The organism is Ensifer sp. EB106-05-01-XG146 (assembly GCF_058791875.1).
The window spans coordinates 3,189,844-3,208,841 of sequence record NZ_JBYTDX010000001.1; the positions used below are offsets into that span (position 1 = coordinate 3,189,844).

Here is an 18,998-nt window from a genome sequence, read left to right on the forward strand (position 1 = left end):
TGACGACCCCTTAAGGTCAATGAATGGGGAGGACAAATGGTGGAAAAGCGTACGCAACCTCTGGCACGTGATGCCATGGCCTATGTTCTCGCCGGCGGTCGCGGCAGTCGCCTGAAGGAACTGACCGACCGACGGGCGAAGCCGGCGGTCTATTTCGGCGGCAAGGCCCGTATCATCGACTTCGCGCTGTCGAACGCGCTCAACTCCGGTATCCGCCGCATCGGCGTCGCCACCCAGTACAAGGCGCATTCGCTGATCCGCCACCTGCAGCGTGGCTGGAACTTCTTCCGCCCGGAGCGAAACGAAAGCTTCGATATTCTCCCGGCCAGCCAGCGCGTTTCCGAAACGCAATGGTACGAAGGCACGGCCGACGCCGTTTACCAGAACATCGACATCATCGAGGACCATGGCGTCGAATACATGGTGATCCTTGCTGGCGACCATATTTACAAGATGGACTACGAATTGATGCTGCAGCAGCACGTCGATTCCGGCGCCGACGTCACCATCGGCTGCCTCGAGGTGCCGCGCATGGAAGCAACCGGCTTCGGCGTGATGCATGTCGACGAAAAGGACCGCATCATCGCCTTCGTCGAGAAGCCGGCCGATCCGCCGGGCATTCCCGGCAATCCGGAGATGGCGCTTGCCTCCATGGGCATCTATGTCTTCCACACGAAGTTCCTGATGGATCTTCTGCGCCGCGACGCCGCCGATCCGAAATCGAGCCGCGACTTCGGCAAGGACATCATCCCCTACATCGTCGATAACGGCAAAGCCGTCGCCCACCGTTTCGCAGAGTCCTGCGTGCGGTCGGACTTCGAGCGCGAGGCCTACTGGCGCGACGTCGGCACGATCGATGCCTATTGGCAGGCCAATATCGACCTGACCCACGTGACGCCGGAGCTCGACATCTACGACAGCACCTGGCCGATCTGGACCTTTGCCGAGATCAAGCCGCCGGCGAAATTCGTGCATGACGATGAAAACCGCCGCGGCTCGGCAACCTCGTCGCTGATCTCCGGCGACTGCATTATCTCAGGCGCCGCGCTCAACCGCAGCCTGTTGTTCACAGGTGTCCGCGTAAATTCATATTCCCGTCTGGAGAATGCCGTAGTTCTTCCCGATGTGAAGATCGGTCGCCACGCGACGCTGCGCAACGTGGTCATCGACAGCCGTGTCGTGATCCCCGAGGGCCTCGTCGTCGGTGACGATCCGGTGCTCGATGCCAAGCGTTTCCGGCGTTCGGAAAACGGCGTCTGCCTGATCACGCAAACGATGATCGACAAACTGGGAATGTAGGCACTTCATGAACGTCCTGTCCGTTGCGTCCGAAGTCTATCCGCTGATCAAGACCGGGGGGCTCGCCGATGTCGTCGGCGCGCTTCCGGCAGCGCTTTTGCCGCACGGCGTCAAGACCCGCACGCTGGTGCCCGGCTATCCGGCCGTGCTGCAGAAGCTGAAGAAGAAAAAGAAGGTCGGCAGTTTCGAAAACCTGTTCGGCAATCCGGCGACAGTTCTCGCCGCCGAAATCGACGGGCTCGATCTGCTGGTCCTCGACCAGCCTGAACTCTACGCCCGAGACGGCGGCCCCTATGTCGATGCCACCGGCCGCGACTACGTCGACAATTTCCGCCGCTTTGCCGCACTCTCGCTTGCGGCGGCAGAAATTGCCGGCGGCGATGTCGTCTCGGGCTGGAAACCCGATATCGTTCACGCCCATGACTGGCAGACCGCGCTGACGCCGGTCTACATGCATTTCGGCCCGGCGGCCGCAACGCCGACGGTGATGACGATCCACAACATCGCCTTCCAGGGCCAGTTCGGCGCCTTAGTCTTCCCCGAGCTTGCCCTTCCCGCCGAAGCCTTCTCGATGCAGTTCGTCGAATATTACGGCGACGTCGGCTTCCTGAAGGGCGGCCTGCAGACCGCCGACGCCATTACCACCGTCAGCCCCTCCTATGCGCAGGAAATCCTGACGCCCGAATTCGGCATGGGCCTCGAAGGCCTGTTGAAGAGCCGCGTCGCCGACCTCTCTGGCATCGTCAACGGCATCGACGCCGACATCTGGGATCCGCAGACCGACCCGCACATCGCCCAGCATTTCAGCGCAACGAGCCTGAAGCAGCGCGCGGCCAACCGGCGTGCGCTCGAGGAACGCTTCGGCCTTGAAAAAGGCAACGGCCCGATCTTCTGCGTTGTCAGCCGGCTCACCTGGCAGAAGGGCATGGATCTGGTCGCCGAGATCGCCGACGAGCTCGTCGCCATGGGCGGCAAGCTCGTGGTGCTCGGCTCCGGCGACGCGGCGCTCGAAGGCGCGCTGCTCGCCGCTGCCTCCCGCCATCGCGGCCATATCGGCATGGTCACCGGCTACAACGAGCCGCTGTCGCATCTGATGCAGGCGGGCTCCGACGCCATCCTCATTCCGTCGCGCTTCGAGCCCTGCGGGCTTACCCAGCTCTATGGCCTGCGCTACGGCTGCGTGCCGGTCGTCGCCCGCACCGGCGGCCTTGCCGATACCATCATCGACGCCAACGAGGCCGGGCTTGCGGCCAAGGTCGCGACCGGCTTCCAGTTCACGCCTGTCAATGCCGATGGGTTGCGGCTTGCGATCCGGCGGGTGCTGCGTGCATACAGCGAGCCCAAAGTCTGGTCGAAAATTCAGACCCAGGGCATGAAATCGGACGTTTCCTGGGCCACAAGTGCCGAGCGTTACGTCTCTCTTTATTCCGGACTTCTCGGGAAAGGTTAAGTCAGCATGATAAGAACGGTTACCACAACCCCCTACGGCGACCAGAAGCCTGGCACGTCAGGGCTGCGCAAGAAGGTCCCGGTCTTCCAGCAGAAGAACTATGCCGAGAACTTCATCCAGTCGATCTTCGATTCGCTCGAAGGCTTTCAGGGCGAAACGCTTGTCATCGGCGGCGACGGTCGCTTCTACAACCGCGAAGTCATCCAGATCGCCATCAAGATGGCGGCGGCCAACGGCTTCGGCCGCGTGCTCGTCGGCCGCGGCGGCATCCTGTCGACGCCGGCTGCCTCCAACGTCATCCGCAAGTACAAAGCCTTTGGCGGCATCGTGTTGTCGGCCAGCCACAATCCTGGCGGCCCGACCGAAGACTTCGGCATCAAGTACAACATCGGCAATGGCGGCCCGGCACCGGAGAAGATCACTGACGCGATCTTCGCGCGCAGCAAGGTGATCGACAGCTACAAGATCTCCGATGTCGCCGACATCAACCTTGATGCCGAAGGCACGCAGGACATCGACGGCATGACGATCACCGTCATCGATCCCGTCGCCGATTATGCCGAGTTGATGGAAAGCCTGTTCGACTTCGGCGCGATCCGCAAAATGATTGAAGGCGGCTTCCGCGTCGTCTTCGATGCGATGAGCGCCGTTACCGGTCCCTATGCCAAGGAGATCATCGAAAAGCGACTCGGCGCGCCTAAGGGCTCGGTGATGAACTTCATCCCGCTGCCCGATTTCGGCGGCCACCACCCGGACCCGAACCTGGTTCATGCCCGCGCGCTCTATGAGACGATGATGGCGCCCGACGCACCGGATTTCGGCGCCGCTTCCGACGGCGACGGCGACCGCAACCTCGTCATCGGCCGCGGCATCTTCATCACACCGTCCGACAGTCTAGCCATGCTCGCCGCCAACGCGCATCTGGCACCCGGCTATGCCAAGGGTCTTGCCGGCATCGCCCGTTCGATGCCGACCAGTGGTGCTGCCGACCGTGTCGCCGAAAAGCTCGGCATCGGCATCTACGAGACGCCGACCGGCTGGAAGTTCTTCGGCAACCTGCTCGACGAGGGCATGGCGACGATCTGCGGCGAGGAAAGTGCGGGCACCGGCTCCAACCACGTGCGCGAGAAGGACGGGCTCTGGGCAGTCCTGCTCTGGCTCAACATTCTGGCGGTGCGCAAGGAAAGCGCGCTCGACATCGTCAAGAACCATTGGGCGACCTACGGCCGCAACTACTATTCGCGCCACGACTACGAAGAGGTCGATTCTGATGCGGCCAATGGCCTGATCGCCAACCTGCGCGACCAGCTTGCCACGCTGCCCGGCAAGTCCTTCGGCGCGCTCAAGGTCGCGACCGCGGACGACTTCGCCTACAACGATCCGGTCGACCATTCCGTCAGCAAGAACCAGGGCATCCGCATCCTGTTCGAAGGCGGCTCCCGCGTCGTCTTCCGCCTGTCGGGCACCGGCACATCGGGAGCAACGTTGCGCGTCTATATCGAGCGCTTCGAGCCGGACGCCTCGCGTCACGATATCGAGACGCAGACGGCGCTCGCCGATCTCATCGCCGTTGCCGAAGAGATCGCCAGCATCAAGACCCGCACCGGCCGCACCGAGCCGAGCGTCATTACCTGAGATACCGCACTATCGGGGCCGCTTGATGCGGCCCTTTTTCGTTTGCCGCTTACCCCCCTCTGCCCTGCCGGGCATCTCCCCCACAAGGGGGAGATCGATCTGCGGCACGGCCTTGCCCTAAGATGGCGTTGACGTCGCAGGGATCCCCTCGCCCGTAAACCAACGCATCGGTTTATCGGTGGAATGGGAGGATGCCACAAGTCAACCTCCCCCTTGTGGGGCAGATGCCCGGCCGGGCAGAGGGGGGTGGGTCACACACACACACCGACGACACCACGAAGAGGGCCGCCTTCATGCCGACCAAAGGAAACCCACCCCTCGGTGCCATCATCACCTCCGAAGGCACCGTGTTTTCGGTCTGGTCGCACAATGCCGCCCGTATCGATCTCTGCCTTTTCGACAAATCAGGCGCCAAACAGCTGCGCCAGCTGCCGATGACGCGGAACGGCGACATTCACAGCTTGAAGGTTGCCGACGCGCCGAAAGGAACGCGCTACGGCTTCCGGGCCGATGGCGTCTATTCGCCCGATCACGGTCTCTGGTTCGATCCGTCCAAGCTTCTCGTCGATCCCTATGCCATCGAACTCGACCGTCCGTTTGGCCATGATCCGCGCCTGACGATCTTTGGCGAAGACACCGCCGACCTCGTACCGAAAGCGATCGTCACCGAGGTGAAGGCTGCCAAGGTGAAGGCGCCGCTCTTTCGCGCCGGCGGCCTTGTCTACGAAATCGCCGTCAAGCCTTTCACCATCCTTCATCCCGACGTGCCCGAAGCCAAGCGCGGCACGGTGGCCGCCCTCGCCGAGCCCGCCATCATCGAACATCTGAAGCGCCTCGGCGTCTCGGCCATCGAGCTGATGCCGATCGTCGCCTGGATCGACGAACGCCATCTGCCACCGCTCGGTCTGAAGAACGGCTGGGGTTACAATCCGATCGCCCCTATGGCACTCGATCCGCGCCTGGTGCCGGGCGGCATCAAGGAGCTGCGAAAGACCGTCGAGGCGCTGCGCAAGGCCGGCATCGGCGTCATCCTCGATCTCGTTTTCAACCACTCCGGTGAAAGCGATCGCTTCGGCACAACGCTGTCGATGCGCGGCCTCGACAACCTGACTTATTATCGTCACGCCACCGACCGCCCGGGCGAGCTGATCAACGATACCGGCTGCGGCAACACGATCGCCTGCGACAATCCGGTGGTCGAGGCACTGATCCTCGACAGCCTGCGCCACTTCGTCAGCGCTGCCGGCGTCGACGGCTTCCGCTTCGATCTCGCCTCGATCCTCGGCCGCGACATGGGCGGCTTCCACCGCGATGCCCCACTCTTTCAGGCGATTGCGGCCGATCCGCTGCTTGCCGACCGGGTGCTGATCGCCGAGCCCTGGGATATCGGTCCCGGTGGCTACCAGCTCGGCAATTTCCCCGCGCCCTTCCTCGAGTGGAACGACCGCGCCCGCGACGACCTCCGCATCTACTGGCGCGGCGACCGCCATTCGATTGGCGCGCTGGCGACAGCGCTTGCCGGCTCCTCAGGCAGTTTCGCCCGCTGGGGTGAGAGCGGCACGCGCACGGTCAACTTCATCGCCGCCCATGACGGCTTCACGCTGGCCGATCTCGTCTCCTATGCCGGCAAGCACAACGAGGCGAACGGCGAGGAAAATCGCGACGGCCACAACGAGAACCATTCCTGGAACAATGGCGCCGAAGGGCCGACGGCGGATCCGGAAATCAAGGCGGCTCGCCGCCATGACGTGATGGCGCTCATCGGCACGCTCTTTGCCACCCGCGGCACGATCATGCTGACCGCCGGCGACGAAGCCGGGCGCAGCCAGCGGGGCAACAACAACGCCTACTGCCAGGACAACGCCATCACCTGGCTCGACTGGACGGCGATGGACGACGAGATCGTCGCCCATACTGAGGCCCTGTCAGCCATGCGCTCCCGCTTCGGCGTTTTCGACGAGACCACGTTCCTGACAGGAAACGGCGACGTCGAGTGGTGCCGTCTCGACGGTCACCCGATGACCGTGACCGACTGGGAGCATCCGGCAACGGACAATCTGACAATGGTGCTGACCACCCCCGACCGCACCCAGAAGCGGGCAACGCGGCTTGCCGTCGTCATCAATCGCAGCCATGCGCCGCATCCCCTCCGCCTGCCCGACAGCGTCAATGGAAAATGGCAGGATGCGCTCGCAGCGTCATCCCCCGCCGATCACGTGGCGCCGCGCTCCGTTGCCTTCTTCGTCGAGGTTTTCTAAAGCTTTTCCACCACTTGCAGGTTGCAACGGGCGAGCCTATAGATCGCTTGGGGGGCTTGTTTCGAGGCGTTTACATGCTGCACGACATTTCACTTTCTGAGATCAAGGTGCTGGTCGGCAAGGAGGTCGGCGTTTCCGACTGGATCACGGTCACGCAGGAAACAATCGACAAATTCGCCGAGGCAACCAGCGACTATCAGTATATTCACGTCGACCCGGTGCGGGCCGCTGCCGAAACGCCCTTCGGCGGCACGATCGCGCATGGCTTCCTGTCGCTCTCGTTGCTCTCCGCGATGAACTACAATTGCCTGCCGAAAATCCGCGAACAGACCATGGGCATCAATTACGGCTTCGAGAAAGTGCGCTTCATCGCGCCGGTGAAGAGCGGCGCCAAGGTGCGCGGCCACTTCACCATGGCCGATGCCCGCTTCCGCGGCGCCAGCATGCTGATGATCACCTACGACGTCAGCGTCGAGATCGAAGGCGAGCGCAAGCCGGCGCTGACGGCAACCTGGCAGACGATCATCCAGTTCGATCCCAAGGATCGCCCCGCCGATGCCTGAGGCGGTTTGAGCAGGCAGATCCCATGACAGTAGCAGTCATCGTCGAGCCGGCCGACGGGCGTTTCGTCAGCGACTTTGCCGGCTGCGACTTTTCCTTCGAGGTTACGTCCGAGGCACGGCCGCCCTTCATCGGCCCCGATCTCGGCGACGTCGCTCTGGTCGAGAGCTACATCAAGACCTATGGATCCGACCCGGACGAGCTTGTGGAGACCGCGGCTGGGCCGGATGCCGCCCTCTTCACAGCGCGTCTCGACGGCCGGCTCGCCGGTTACATTGCACTCTCGAAGGCGTGGAACGGCTATGCCGAGGTGGACGATATCGCCGTCGACAAGGACGCGCGCCGCGCCGGCGTCGCGCGAGCTCTCATGGACAGGGCAGTGTCCTGGGCGCGGGAACGGGGCCTGCCGGGGATCAGGCTTGAGACCCAATCGAACAATGTCGCCGCCTGCCGCTTTTACGAGCGCTACGGCTTCGAGCTCGCCGGCCACGACCGACACCTCTATTCGGCATTGACGCCGGGAACGCACGAGATTGCGCTCTTCTGGTACTTGCGCTTCGCGTAAAAAAGCAAGGCGGCTGTCGTGGTCGCAAGATCAGTAAATGGAGAAGTCATTGCGCCAGCGTATCATCGTCTGCCCGCTCATTCAGAACAGGGGCGCCTACTTGCTCTGCAAGATGCCGCCCGATCGCGGCGTGTTTCCCGGGCAATGGGCGCTTTCGGGTGGCGGCCTCGAGCCGGGCGAACGTCTCGATGAGGGCTTGCGCCGTGAAATCCGGGAAGAGCTCGGAGACCGTCTGGAGATCGGAACGATCAAGCCCTGGACCTTCCGGGACGACATCCGGACAAAGTCCTATGCCGACGGCTCAACCGAGCAGCTTCATATGATCTATCTGATCTTTGACTGTGAGGCCGAAAATCGCGAGGTCAGCCTCAACGACGAGTTCGTCGAACATGCCTGGGTCGAACCCGAGCACCTTCAGGATTACGACCTGAACGACGCGACGAAGCGCACGCTCCTCGAAAAAGGCATCTTGCTCGCTCGGCAATGAGAGCGAGCTGTTTCAAACAGTCTTCGAATGCCGGGAGGTGCTTGCTCGCACCTCCCGGCTTTTTCATTTAGTGGCCGGCGTCAGCAGCGCCCTCGGAAAGCAGTCCGAAGACGAAGGGCGAGAACGACCGCCAGCACTCGACCCGGAACTGATCCTCAGCTGTGCGGAAGAGGATGATCTCCGCCTTGCCGAGGATCGTGCGCGAGCAGCCACCTACCGGGAAGATCGCCAGCGACAGATCCTGCGGGCAGCCGCTGTTGATAGCCACGTCGGCGCCCGGACCGCTGACAATGACGGCGACGTTGCGATGCGAAATGTCGACCGCCGAATGCAGCGTGCCGCTTGAGGCCGCTGCCGCCATCAGGTCGGCTTGGCTCTCATCGATGACCAGCCACTCGTCCGGGCCGATCCACAGCGCATGGCGCGGGCCGGAAGAAGCCGAGGTCTTCGGCCGGGTCGGCAGCGTCACGCCAAGTGCGGCCGAAAGGGCCGGCAGTGCGTCGGCGCCGGCGCGCAGCGAAATGCGCGTTGCTGCCGGCGCAGGCGTCAGGATCGCCTCGGCCGAGCCCCCGCGCGCGGTGAGTGCCGCCTTGCGGCTTGCAGTAACCTGGTCAGCCATGGAGGCGGCCCCCTTCCTTGTCAAAGAACACCATGTCGCTCACTTCGACGGCAATGGTGCGATCGGTCATCGGCACGTAGAGCGTCTGGCCGAGGCGCTCGCGGCCACCGGCCACCATGGCCAGCGCAATCGAGCGACCGCAGTTTGCCGACCAGTAGGACGACGTCACGTGACCGAGCATGGTCATCGGCTTCGGCTGGTTCGGGTCGGCGACGATCTGCGCGCCTTCCTCCAGCACCACCTTCGGATCCTTGGTGAGAAGACCGACAAGCTGCTTGCGGCCATCCTTGACGAGATCCGGGCGTTTCAGGCCGCGGATACCGACGAAGTCGGGCTTCTTCTTCGAGACGGCCCAGGAAAGACCGGCATCGTCCGGCGTCAGGGTCCCGTCGGTGTCCTGGCCGACGATGATATAGCCCTTCTCGGCGCGCAGCACGTGCATGGTTTCCGTGCCATAGGCGCAGGCGCCCATCGGCTCGGCCCGTGCCCAGATCGCTTCCCATACCGCCTGGCCATAGTCTGCCGGCACGTTGACTTCGAAGCCCAGCTCGCCGGTGAACGACATGCGGAAGAGCCGTGTCGGCACGCCGCAGATCCTGCCCTCGGCGACGCTCATGTGCGGGAAGGCCTCGTTGGAGAGGTCGATGCCCTCGACGAGCGGCGCGATGATCTCGCGCGCCTTCGGTCCTTGCACGGCGATGACGGCCCACTGTTCCGTCGTCGAGGTCAGCCACACCTTCAGGTGCGGGAACTCGGTCTGCAGATAATCTTCCATGTGGTTCATGACGCGCGGCGCACCGCCGGTCGTCGTCGTCACGTGGAAGCGATCCTCCGCCAGGCGACCGACCACGCCGTCGTCATAGACGAAGCCGTCGTCGCGCAGCATGATGCCGTAGCGGCAGCGGCCGGGCTTCAGGTTGTCCCAGGCGTTGGTGTACATGAGATTGAGGAACTGCGCCGCATCCGGGCCAACAACCTCGATCTTGCCGAGCGTCGAGGCGTCGAAGACACCAGCCACGTTGCGCACCGTCTTGCACTCGCGCGCGACCGCCTCATGCATGTCTTCGCCGGAGCGCGGGTAGAACCAGGCACGCTTCCAGTTGCCGACATCCTCGAACTCGGCGCCATGCGCCTCCTCCCAGGCATGGATCGGCGTCTTGCGCGCGGGGTCGAACAGGGCACCACGCGAGTGGTTGACGATCGCTCCGAAGGTCACCGGCGTGTAGGGCTGGCGGAAGGTCGTCAGACCCACCTGCGGAATGTCCTTGCCAAGCGCTTCGGCGGCGATCGCCAGACCATGCATGTTGGAAAGCTTGCCCTGGTCGGACGCCATGCCGTTGGTGGTGAAGCGCTTGATGTGCTCGATCGAGTGCATGCCTTCGCGCACCGCCAGACGAATGTCCTTGGCGCAGACGTCGTGCTGGAAGTCGATGAAGGCCTTGACCGTGGTGTCCGGCCCGGCGCCTTCTGCAGCGCCGATCATGCCGCCGGTCCAGCCGTAGCGGTTTTCGCCCGAAAGCGTCACCTGCGCACCGCCCTCTGTACCGGCCGCACGCGCGGTCAGTTCGCCGGCCGCAAGCGCCTCGTCGATGGTTGCCTGCAGGTCGTCGGTGCCGTTGCAGGCGCCGATCGACAGGCAATCCTGCAGGTACGTGCCTGGCAGGAAGCGCTGCGTCGCCGCATCGAACTTCACCTTGCCGCGCGACTGCGAGAACAGGTGCACCGACGGTGTCCAGCCGGCCGAGACCAAAAGCGCGTCGACGGCGAACTTGCGGGCCGAGCCGCCGCCATTGCGGGCGACACTGATCGAGTTGACGCGGAGCTTGCCACCGGCCTTGATCACCGAATGCCCGGTCAGCACCTCGATGCCGAGCTTGCGCGCTTCCGCCAGCACCGCCTCGCCCGGATTTTCGCGGCAGTCGACGATAACAGGAACCGAAACACCGGCCCGCTTCAGGTCGAAGGCCGCCTCATAGGCCGAGTCATGCGCCGTGTAGACGCCAACCTTGGAGCCGACTGCGACGCCGAAGTGATTGAGATAGGTGCGGCCGGCCGAAGCGAGCATGATGCCCGGGCGGTCGTTGTTGGCGAACACCATGTGCCGCTCGATCTGGCCGTTGGCGAGGATCACCTTCTTGGCGCGCACCTGCCAAAGTCGCTCGCGCGGCAGCGACTTGTCGAGGGCCGCCAGATGATCGGTCACGCGCTCGACGAGGCCGACGAAATTGTGGTTGTAGTAGCCGAAGCCGGTGGTGCGGGTGAGCACCGTGACGTTGTCCATGGAGGCAAGCGTCTTGGCGGCCTCCTGCGCCCAGTCCCAGCCATCCTTGCCGTCGATGGTCGTGCCGCTCTCGTAGCGAAGCGCACCACCGACTTCCGGCTGCTCGTCGCAGATGATCACCTTGGCGCCGGCCTTGGCAGCGGCAAGTGCTGCGGATAGACCGGCAACACCCGCACCGATGACAAGCACATCGCAATGCGCGTAGCGGCTGGCATAGTGATCCGGATCGGCTTCCGTCGGCGTAACGCCGAGGCCGGCAGCACGGCGGATGAAGGGTTCGTAGATCGCGTGCCAGGCGGCCTTCGGCCACATGAAGGTCTTGTAGTAGAAGCCGGCGGCGAAGAACGGTGACATCAGGTCATTGAGACCGCCGATGTCGAAGGCGAGCGACGGCCAGCGGTTCTGCGATTCCACCTTCATGCCGTCGAAGACTTCCTGCACCGTGGCGCGCACGTTCGGCTGGCGCCGGGCGGCATCCCGCGAGACGTCAAGCAGCGCGTTCGGCTCCTCGGCACCGGCCGAAAGAATGCCGCGCGGACGGTGGTACTTGAACGAGCGGCCGACGAGATGGATGCCGTTGGCAAGCAGCGCCGAAGCGACCGTGTCGCCTTCGAGCGCCGTCAGCGTGCGGCCGTCGAAGGTGAAGCGCGCGGTGCGGGCGGGGGTCAGGCGGCCGACGCCTGGAATGCGATTGGCGCCCATCATTTCGCGGCTCCCTTATCCTGGCCGTTCTTGTCCTGCTCGCTTTGAAGAATGGTGGCGATGTCAGGTTTCGGTTCGCCAGCCTTGTAGGTGGTGTAGAAACGGTCGCTGACCGTGTCGCGGGCGGCGTTGAAGAATCGGCCGCAGCCATGGATGTGGCGCCAGCGTTCGAAGATCAGACCCTTGGGGTTCTGACGCAGGAAGAAATATTCCTCGAACTGTTCGTCGGTGATGTCGGCGATGTTTTCCGGGCGGGCGATATGGGCGTCGCCGGCACCGCGGAACTCGAGCTCGGAACGCTCTTCCTCGCAATAGGGGCAGTAGATCAGAAGCATCTCGAAATCCTCAGTGCGCAACGGCGGCGGCAGCCGCTTCGTCGATGAGCCGGCCGGTGCGGAAGCGCTCCAGCGTCAGCCCTGCGGCGAGACGATGCGGCTCGCCCTTGGCGATCAGATGGGCGAAGAGATGGGCCGAGCCCGGCGTCGCCTTGAAGCCGCCCGTACCCCAGCCGGCGTTCAGGTAGAGGCCCGGAACCGGCGTGACGCCCTGGATCGGCGAGCGGTCCTGGGTGACGTCGACGATGCCGCCCCACTGCCGCATCATCTTGACACGGCGGAACATCGGGAAGAGCTCGCAGATGGCGTCCAGCGTGTGCGTGATGATCTGCAGGCCGCCGGTCTGCGAATAGGAATTGTACTGGTCGGTGCCGGCGCCGATGACGAACTCGCCCTTGTCGGACTGCGAGATATAGGCATGCACCGAGTTCGACATGACGACGCAGGGGAAGATCGGCTTCAGCGGTTCGGAGACCAGCGCCTGCAGCGGCTGGCTCTGCAGCGGCACGCGCACATCGGCCATCTGCATTAGCACCGAGGTGTGGCCGGCGGCGGAAATGCCGACCTTCTTGGCGCCGATATAGCCGCGATTGGTGTCGACCCCGACGACCCGGCCGGTCTCGTCGCGGCGGATGCCGGTCACTTCGCAGTTCTGGATGATGTGCACGCCGCGGTCGGAGGCCGCACGCGCATAGCCCCAGGCAACCGCATCGTGGCGGGCCGTGCCGCCACGGCGCTGCAGGGCCGCCCCGTTGATCGGGTAGCGCGCAGTCTTGGCGATATCGAGCGGCGGGCAATAGGCCTTGGCCTGCTCCGGCGTCAGCCACTCGTTGTCGATGCCGTAGAGACGGTTGGCATTGATGTGGCGCTTGAACGACTGCTGGTCATGGATGTTGTGCGACAGCATCATCACGCCGCGGGGCGAATACATGACGTTGTAGTTCAGATCCTGCGAGAGGTTTTCCCAGAGCTTCAGCGAATGCTCGTAGATGTCCATGCTCTCTTCATAGAGATAGTTGGACCGGATGATCGTCGTGTTGCGGCCGGTATTGCCGCCGCCGATCCATCCCTTTTCGAGCACCGCGACATTTGAGATGCCGTGCTCCTTGGCAAGGTAATAGGCTGCTCCCAAGCCATGGCCGCCGCCGCCGATGATGATGGCGTCATACTCCTTGCGTGGCTCCGGCGATGCCCAGTGCGGGCCCCATCCCTTGTGGCCGCGCAGCGCCTCGCGCGCCACGGCGAAAACTGAATATTTGCGCATCGGCCCGTTACTCCCGGTGATCATTCTCGTTGGAGTTAGAAATCGCAAATCCGAGACCTGCGCAACGTTTCTTTTGCGACGCATTTGCGTGGACTTGCGCGCAGTTGCGACATGACTATGGATCGGTTAAGCGGCGCGGGATAAGTCGCGCGACACTCGTATCTCAGGTTTTTTTCAGCGCCGCCTCATGTCGTCGCTGGACTTTCGCCTGATGATCTGGTATCCGCTCATCTAATCGTAAAGCTTCCAGCTTAGCGAATGTCACTCTTTTGCCTCCGCACCTGACGGAGCAGCAAACAACACGAACCAAGGAACGGGATTCACGTGCAGGTACTAGTCCGCGATAACAATGTCGATCAGGCGCTCCGCGCTCTCAAGAAGAAGATGCAGCGCGAAGGCATTTTCCGCGAAATGAAGATGCGTGACTACTACGAGAAGCCGTCCCAGAAGCGCGCTCGCGAAAAGGCTGAAGCCGTTCGCCGCGTCCGCAAGCTGGCACGCAAGCGTGCACAGCGCGAAGGCCTCCTGGCTCGCTGATTTGTCGTTTTTTCGACGCTATTCGATGTAAGTCGTGGCGGGGGCGAAATATCGCCACCGCCTTTTTTTGGTATGGACATCTTTTCCGCCGACAGGCTAGCGTGCTCGACGCTGCCACCGACGGACGACCGACCGGAGTGTTTGGACCGGTGGTCTGCCAAGGCCGACTTTGGCCCGGCTTGAGGAGCCCGCGGGGAGTTCAGCGGCTCCAGAAACGGAAAGCCGATGGCTTTCGAGACCTTGTCGATTTGAGGGATCAACCTTTGACACTTGCTGCCATGACTGCGGACGTCTCCGGTTTTAATGTCCATGAGGCGTCTCGCCGCCACCAGCGCAAGCCGAGGCTTGCCGCCATGCTGCTTCTCGGCTCGGCCCTCCTCATCGCCGGCTGCACGACCGACGGTCCGGACTCCGTCACCAACAAGGTCGAGCGCGAACAGGGCTCGCAGGAAAACATCGCCTCGCTTTCGAGCGTCATCGCCTCCAACCCGAGCGATCCGGAAGGCTACAATGTCCGCGGCTCGGCTTACGGCCGCGCCGGCGAATACCGCCGCGCGATTGCCGATTTCGACCAGGCGATCAAGCTGAACCCGCGCTTCTACCAGGCCTATGCCAACCGGGCGCTCGTTCATCGCAACATGGGCAATACCCAGGCAGCGCTTGCCGACTACAACACGGCCCTGCAGCTCAACGCCAACTACGACGTCGCTTATATCGGCCGCGGCAATCTCTATCGCCAGGCCGGCCAGCTCGATTCCGCCTTCAACGATTTCAACAAGGCCATCCAGCTCGATACCACCGATCCGCGCGCCTATCACAATCGCGGCCTGATCTACCAGGCACGCAACCAGCACGGTCAGGCGATCGAAGACTTCTCGACCGCGATCTCGCTGTCGCCGAGCTCGCCGGAACCCTATAACGGCCGCGGCATCTCCTATGTCGCGCAAGGCGACGACGACAACGCCTTCTCCGACTTTAACACCGCGATCAACCTGAACGGCAAGGTCGCCGAATCCTGGGCCAACCAGGCGCTGATCTACGAGCGCAAGGGCGACAAGGCCAAAGCGTCGAAATCCTATTCGCACGCGCTGCAGCTCGACCCGAAATACGAGCCGGCCCGCGCAGGCCTTGCCCGCGTCAAGGCATCCTGAGCCAACCCGATCACGCATTTCGAAACGCCCGCGACCGCATCGCGGGCGTTTTCGTTTGCAGGCATTGCCCCCTGCACAGCGGAACCTTCCTGCCCGCCATCCGTTTGCTTGAAGCATCAAGAACGGAGACTAGCCATGATCAAACGAACCCTCGTCACTGCGCTGGCGCTCGCCGCGCTTGCCACGGGCCCGGCCGCCGCGCAAAACTATGTCGCCCTTGGCCGCCTCGTTTGTGGTTCGGAAGGCGGCACTGGCATGATCCTGACCTCAACCAAGAACCTGATGTGCACCTTCACGCCCACCAATGGCGCACCGAAGGCCGTCTATGCCGGCACGATCCGCAAGATCGGCATCGACATCGGCAAGACGGGAAAGAGCACGATGATCTGGGACGTGCTTGCCAAGACAGGCACACCGATCAGCGAATTCGCGCTTGCCGGTGAGTATTACGGCGTCGGCGCCGATGCGAGTCTCGCCGTCGGCGGTGGCGCCAAGGTGATCGGCGGCGGCACCAACAAGGCGTTTATGCTACAGCCGGTCAATGTCCAGGTGCAGGAAGGCCTGAACCTCGCCGTCGGCATTGACGAGCTGACACTGGCACCGGCTGGCTAAGTCGACCTGGACTAAAGCTCGACACATCGCCGCATACGGCGCGCGCATGTCCTTCAACGCAAAACGCCCGCCGAAAGGCGGGCGTTTCTTTATCGGTCGATGCGAGCAGCCCTCAGGCGTGCAGCGCCTTGACGATGTCTTCCGTCACCTTCTTGGCGTCGCCGAGCAGCATCATCGTGCCGTCCTTGTAGAACAGCGTGTTGTCGATGCCGGCATAGCCGGAGCCGAGCGAACGCTTGACGAACAGGCAGGTCTTGGCCTTGTCGACGTCGAGGATCGGCATGCCGTAGATCGGCGAGGACTTGTCGTCGCGCGCCGCCGGGTTGGTGACGTCGTTGGCGCCGATGACATAGGCGACATCGGCCTGCGCGAACTCGGAATTGATATCCTCGAGCTCGAACACTTCGTCATAGGGAACGTTTGCTTCAGCCAGCAGAACGTTCATATGGCCGGGCATGCGGCCCGCGACCGGATGGATCGCATATTTGACCTCGACGCCGGCCGCCTTCAGCTGATCGGCCATTTCGCGCAGCGCATGCTGTGCCTGGGCGACCGCCATGCCGTAGCCGGGCACGATGATCACCTTGGAGGCGTTCGCCATCAGGAAGGCCGCGTCATCGGCCGAGCCCTGCTTGACCGTGCGCTGGACACCGTCCTCGCCTGCGGCCGCTGCTGTCTCACCGCCGAAGCCGCCGAGGATGACCGAGATGAACGAGCGGTTCATGCCCTTGCACATGATGTAGGAGAGGATCGCACCGGACGAACCGACGAGCGCCCCGGTAATGATCAGCGCCAGGTTACCGAGCGTGAAACCGATACCGGCCGCGGCCCAGCCCGAATAGGAGTTGAGCATCGAGACCACCACCGGCATGTCGGCGCCGCCGATCGGAATGATGATCAGCACGCCGAGCGCCAGCGACAGTACGACGATCAGCCAGAACACCGTCGTGCTCTGGGTCAGGACCAGCATGATCACCAGCACGACGAGCGCGGCGGCCAGGCCGGCATTGATCGCATGGCGACCCGAAAGCATGATCGGTTTGCCGGACATGCGACCGTCGAGCTTTAGGAAGGCGATGACCGAGCCGGTAAAGGTGATCGCGCCGATGGCGACGCCGAGCGACATTTCGACCAGCGCCTGCGCGTGGATGTCACCGATCGTACCGATGCCGAAGCTTTCCGGCGCATACATGGCGGCAGCCGCCACCATGACGGCGGCAAGACCGACCAGCGAGTGGAAGGCGGCGACCAGCTGCGGCATCGACGTCATGGCAATGCGACGGGCGATCACGGCACCGACGCCGCCGCCGATGGCAAGGCCAAGCACGATCAGCATCAGGCCACCGAAGCTCGGCTTGGCAAGCAGCAGCGTCGTGACGATGGCAATGCCCATGCCGACCATGCCGTAGGTATTGCCCTTGCGGCTGGTGGTCGGATGCGAGAGGCCGCGCAGCGCCATGATGAACAGGACGCCCGAGACGAGGTAGAGGAAGGCTGCGAAGTTGGCGTTCATCAGGCCGGCCTCACTTGTCTTTTTTCTTGTACATGGCGAGCATGCGCTGGGTGACGAGGAAGCCGCCGAAGATGTTGACGGAGGCGAGCACCAGCGCGATGAAGCCGAAGCCGGTCGCAAGGCCCGAGGCGGAAATGCCGACCGCCAGCAGGGCGCCGACGACGATGACCGAGGAGATCGCGTTGGTGACCGCCATCAGCGGCGTGTGCAGCGCCGGCGTCACCGACCAGACGACGTAGTAGCCGACGAAGATCGCCAGCACGAAGATCGCCAGGCGAAAGACGAAGGGGTCGATCGCACCGCCGGTGGCGCCATGGGCGACGGCACCGGCCGCATCCGGCACGTATTCGGCCGCGGTGCGGACCGCTTCTACCGCCCGGTCGAGATCGGCGAGCGCCTTGTCGAGAAGTTCATTCGCCATCACTTGTCCCCCTTGCTGGCGCCGAAGTTCGGATGCACGACCTGACCGCCATGGGTGAGCGCCGTCGCCTTGACGAGCTCGTCTTCCATGTTGAGCGCGAGCGCCTTGGTCTCCTTGGAGACCATCGTCTCCAGGAAGGTGACGAGGTTCTTGGCATAAAGCCCGGAGGCGGAAGCGGCGATGCGGCCCGGCACATTGAGATGGCCGATAACCTTGACGCCTTCGACCTCGGCGACCTTGCCGGCCTCTGCCCCCTCGACGTTGCCGCCGCGCTCGACCGCAAGGTCGACCGCGATCGAACCGGGCTTCATGCTCTTCAGCATCTCGCGGGTAACGAGCCGCGGCGCCGGGCGGCCGGGGATAAGCGCCGTGGTAATAACGATGTCCTGCTTGGCGATATGCTCGGCGACAAGTGCTGCCTGCTTGGCCTGATAGTCCTTGGACATTTCCTTGGCGTAGCCGCCGGCGGTCTCAGCCGCCTTGAACTCGTCGTCCTCGACGGCGATGAACTTGGCCCCGAGCGAGGCGACCTGCTCCTTGGCGGCGGGACGCACGTCGGTTGCCGAGACCACGGCCCCGAGACGGCGGGCCGTCGCGATCGCCTGCAGACCGGCAACGCCGGCGCCCATGACGAAGACCTTGGCGGCAGGAACCGTGCCGGCCGCCGTCATCATCATCGGCAGCGCCCGGTCATATTCGTAGGCCGCGTCGATGACCGCCTGATAGCCGGCGAGGTTGGCCTGGCTGGACAGCACGTCCATCGACTGCGCGCGCGTGATGCGCGGCATCAGCTCCATCGCAAAAGCGGTCAATCCGGCATTCGCCATCTCGGCGATCGCCGCCTCGTTGCCGTAGGGATCCATGATGGCGATGACGATGGCGCCGGACCTGTAGCCGGCAATCTCGACACTCGTCGGCCGACGGACCTTGAGCACGACATCCGCCGCCCTGGCGTCTGCCGTCGTGCCGATCCGGGCGCCGGACTTTTCGAACTCGGCATCCGGAATGCGCGACAGAAACCCGGCGCCCGCCTCGACGACGACGTCGAAGCCGAGACCTTTCAGTTTCTTCACAGTATCCGGTGATGCGGCAACGCGACCCTCGTTCGGATCCGTTTCCTTGGCGACGAAGACGATCTCGCTCACAAGTCCCCCCTCCTGGCCGCAATCGAGCCAGGGCCGGAATGCGGGCATTCTCTCCGACTGCAAAGCGGGTGGCCTACCGGGCCGACACGCCCTCATGTGCGCGGCACACCTGTGCCCGGCGCAATCGTCTGGAGCAAGCCATCGCCTGGATGCGGGACCTTTG

17 protein-coding genes are annotated in these 18,998 nt (G+C 63.6%); 10 read left to right on the top strand and 7 right to left on the bottom strand.

What is annotated here, in order from left to right:
* Positions 1-36: 36 nt before the first annotated feature.
* The 7 genes from glgC to nudI all read left to right on the top strand — a co-directional run bounded on the left by glgC (position 37) and on the right by nudI (position 8,255).
* The gene (gene glgC / locus AC3WVQ_RS15890; RefSeq protein ID WP_034786853.1) at positions 37-1,299 is read left to right on the top strand and encodes a glucose-1-phosphate adenylyltransferase; all 1,263 of its coding nucleotides are present in this window, start codon (positions 37-39) and stop codon (positions 1,297-1,299) included.
* Positions 1,300-1,306: 7 nt separating this feature from the next.
* Positions 1,307-2,749, top strand: coding sequence for a glycogen synthase GlgA (gene glgA, locus AC3WVQ_RS15895; RefSeq protein ID WP_090297920.1), 1,443 nt, complete (start codon positions 1,307-1,309; stop codon positions 2,747-2,749).
* 6 nt (positions 2,750-2,755) lie between these two features.
* Positions 2,756-4,384 carry an alpha-D-glucose phosphate-specific phosphoglucomutase gene (locus AC3WVQ_RS15900; protein ID WP_034786858.1) on the top strand — a complete coding sequence of 543 codons (1,629 nt, stop codon included), beginning with the start codon at positions 2,756-2,758 and terminating at the stop codon, positions 4,382-4,384.
* A gap of 293 nt (positions 4,385-4,677) precedes the next feature.
* Complete coding sequence (gene glgX, locus AC3WVQ_RS15905) at positions 4,678-6,642, top strand: glycogen debranching protein GlgX (protein ID WP_090297923.1); 1,965 nt, start codon at positions 4,678-4,680, stop codon at positions 6,640-6,642.
* A gap of 74 nt (positions 6,643-6,716) precedes the next feature.
* The gene (locus tag AC3WVQ_RS15910) at positions 6,717-7,205 is read left to right on the top strand and encodes a MaoC family dehydratase (protein WP_034786863.1); all 489 of its coding nucleotides are present in this window, start codon (positions 6,717-6,719) and stop codon (positions 7,203-7,205) included.
* Positions 7,206-7,228: 23 nt separating this feature from the next.
* The gene (locus tag AC3WVQ_RS15915; RefSeq protein WP_090297926.1) at positions 7,229-7,768 is read left to right on the top strand and encodes a GNAT family N-acetyltransferase; all 540 of its coding nucleotides are present in this window, start codon (positions 7,229-7,231) and stop codon (positions 7,766-7,768) included.
* Between the two features lie 37 nt (positions 7,769-7,805).
* Positions 7,806-8,255, top strand: coding sequence for a nucleoside triphosphatase NudI (gene nudI / locus AC3WVQ_RS15920; RefSeq protein ID WP_200949884.1), 450 nt, complete (start codon positions 7,806-7,808; stop codon positions 8,253-8,255).
* Positions 8,256-8,322: 67 nt separating this feature from the next.
* Here nudI and soxG read toward each other — a convergent pair whose 3' ends face one another.
* The 4 genes from soxG to AC3WVQ_RS15940 are packed head-to-tail and all read right to left on the bottom strand — an operon-like array spanning position 8,323 to position 13,456.
* Positions 8,323-8,874: a sarcosine oxidase subunit gamma family protein gene (soxG, locus tag AC3WVQ_RS15925; protein WP_090297929.1), complete on the bottom strand. Its 552-nt coding sequence runs from the start codon at positions 8,872-8,874 to the stop codon at positions 8,323-8,325.
* Positions 8,867-11,860: a sarcosine oxidase subunit alpha gene (locus tag AC3WVQ_RS15930; RefSeq protein WP_492382867.1), complete on the bottom strand. Its 2,994-nt coding sequence runs from the start codon at positions 11,858-11,860 to the stop codon at positions 8,867-8,869. Before AC3WVQ_RS15930 ends, soxG begins: the two co-directional genes overlap by 8 nt.
* Positions 11,857-12,192, bottom strand: coding sequence for a sarcosine oxidase subunit delta (locus tag AC3WVQ_RS15935; RefSeq protein WP_034786877.1), 336 nt, complete (start codon positions 12,190-12,192; stop codon positions 11,857-11,859). Before AC3WVQ_RS15935 ends, AC3WVQ_RS15930 begins: the two co-directional genes overlap by 4 nt.
* 10 nt (positions 12,193-12,202) lie before the next feature.
* On the bottom strand, positions 12,203-13,456 hold the full coding sequence (locus AC3WVQ_RS15940) for a sarcosine oxidase subunit beta family protein (protein ID WP_090297934.1): 1,254 nt from the start codon (positions 13,454-13,456) through the stop codon (positions 12,203-12,205).
* A 324-nt stretch (positions 13,457-13,780) separates the two neighbouring features.
* Here AC3WVQ_RS15940 and rpsU point away from each other — a divergent pair, with 324 nt between their 5' ends.
* The 3 genes from rpsU to AC3WVQ_RS15955 all read left to right on the top strand — a co-directional run bounded on the left by rpsU (position 13,781) and on the right by AC3WVQ_RS15955 (position 15,756).
* Positions 13,781-13,993: a 30S ribosomal protein S21 gene (rpsU, locus tag AC3WVQ_RS15945; RefSeq protein ID WP_034786884.1), complete on the top strand. Its 213-nt coding sequence runs from the start codon at positions 13,781-13,783 to the stop codon at positions 13,991-13,993.
* Positions 13,994-14,256: 263 nt separating this feature from the next.
* Entirely contained in the window at positions 14,257-15,144 is an 888-nt protein-coding gene (locus AC3WVQ_RS15950) for a tetratricopeptide repeat protein (protein WP_034786887.1), read from the top strand.
* 135 nt (positions 15,145-15,279) lie between these two features.
* Entirely contained in the window at positions 15,280-15,756 is a 477-nt protein-coding gene (locus tag AC3WVQ_RS15955; RefSeq protein WP_034786890.1) for a DUF992 domain-containing protein, read from the top strand.
* 112 nt (positions 15,757-15,868) lie between these two features.
* On the opposite strand, the gene AC3WVQ_RS15960 is transcribed toward AC3WVQ_RS15955, so the two are convergent.
* From AC3WVQ_RS15960 to AC3WVQ_RS15970, 3 genes are read right to left on the bottom strand one after another with little or no spacing between them, the layout of a single operon-like run.
* Positions 15,869-17,269 (bottom strand): NAD(P)(+) transhydrogenase (Re/Si-specific) subunit beta, encoded by a 1,401-nt coding sequence (locus AC3WVQ_RS15960; RefSeq protein ID WP_090298083.1) that lies wholly within the window; start codon positions 17,267-17,269, stop codon positions 15,869-15,871.
* A 10-nt stretch (positions 17,270-17,279) separates the two neighbouring features.
* Positions 17,280-17,690 (bottom strand): NAD(P) transhydrogenase subunit alpha part 2, encoded by a 411-nt coding sequence (locus AC3WVQ_RS15965; RefSeq protein ID WP_034786897.1) that lies wholly within the window; start codon positions 17,688-17,690, stop codon positions 17,280-17,282.
* Positions 17,690-18,835 (bottom strand): Re/Si-specific NAD(P)(+) transhydrogenase subunit alpha, encoded by a 1,146-nt coding sequence (locus tag AC3WVQ_RS15970; protein WP_090298086.1) that lies wholly within the window; start codon positions 18,833-18,835, stop codon positions 17,690-17,692. Before AC3WVQ_RS15970 ends, AC3WVQ_RS15965 begins: the two co-directional genes overlap by 1 nt.
* Positions 18,836-18,998: the final 163 nt, after the last annotated feature.

Excerpts from the sequence above, each read along its gene's own strand:
- AC3WVQ_RS15960 (WP_090298083.1), bottom strand. The coding sequence starts at position 17,269 with ATGAACGCCAACTTCGCAGCCTTCCTCTACCTCGTCTCGGGCGTCCTG.
- glgC (WP_034786853.1), top strand. The coding sequence starts at position 37 with ATGGTGGAAAAGCGTACGCAACCTCTGGCACGTGATGCCATGGCCTAT.
- AC3WVQ_RS15940 (WP_090297934.1), bottom strand. The coding sequence starts at position 13,456 with ATGCGCAAATATTCAGTTTTCGCCGTGGCGCGCGAGGCGCTGCGCGGC.
- nudI (WP_200949884.1), top strand. The coding sequence starts at position 7,806 with ATGGAGAAGTCATTGCGCCAGCGTATCATCGTCTGCCCGCTCATTCAG.
- AC3WVQ_RS15965 (WP_034786897.1), bottom strand. The coding sequence starts at position 17,690 with ATGGCGAATGAACTTCTCGACAAGGCGCTCGCCGATCTCGACCGGGCG.
- AC3WVQ_RS15955 (WP_034786890.1), top strand. The coding sequence starts at position 15,280 with ATGATCAAACGAACCCTCGTCACTGCGCTGGCGCTCGCCGCGCTTGCC.
- soxG (WP_090297929.1), bottom strand. The coding sequence starts at position 8,874 with ATGGCTGACCAGGTTACTGCAAGCCGCAAGGCGGCACTCACCGCGCGC.
- AC3WVQ_RS15900 (WP_034786858.1), top strand. The coding sequence starts at position 2,756 with ATGATAAGAACGGTTACCACAACCCCCTACGGCGACCAGAAGCCTGGC.
- AC3WVQ_RS15935 (WP_034786877.1), bottom strand. The coding sequence starts at position 12,192 with ATGCTTCTGATCTACTGCCCCTATTGCGAGGAAGAGCGTTCCGAGCTC.
- AC3WVQ_RS15910 (WP_034786863.1), top strand. The coding sequence starts at position 6,717 with ATGCTGCACGACATTTCACTTTCTGAGATCAAGGTGCTGGTCGGCAAG.
- glgX (WP_090297923.1), top strand. The coding sequence starts at position 4,678 with ATGCCGACCAAAGGAAACCCACCCCTCGGTGCCATCATCACCTCCGAA.
- AC3WVQ_RS15915 (WP_090297926.1), top strand. The coding sequence starts at position 7,229 with ATGACAGTAGCAGTCATCGTCGAGCCGGCCGACGGGCGTTTCGTCAGC.
- glgA (WP_090297920.1), top strand. The coding sequence starts at position 1,307 with ATGAACGTCCTGTCCGTTGCGTCCGAAGTCTATCCGCTGATCAAGACC.
- AC3WVQ_RS15930 (WP_492382867.1), bottom strand. The coding sequence starts at position 11,860 with ATGATGGGCGCCAATCGCATTCCAGGCGTCGGCCGCCTGACCCCCGCC.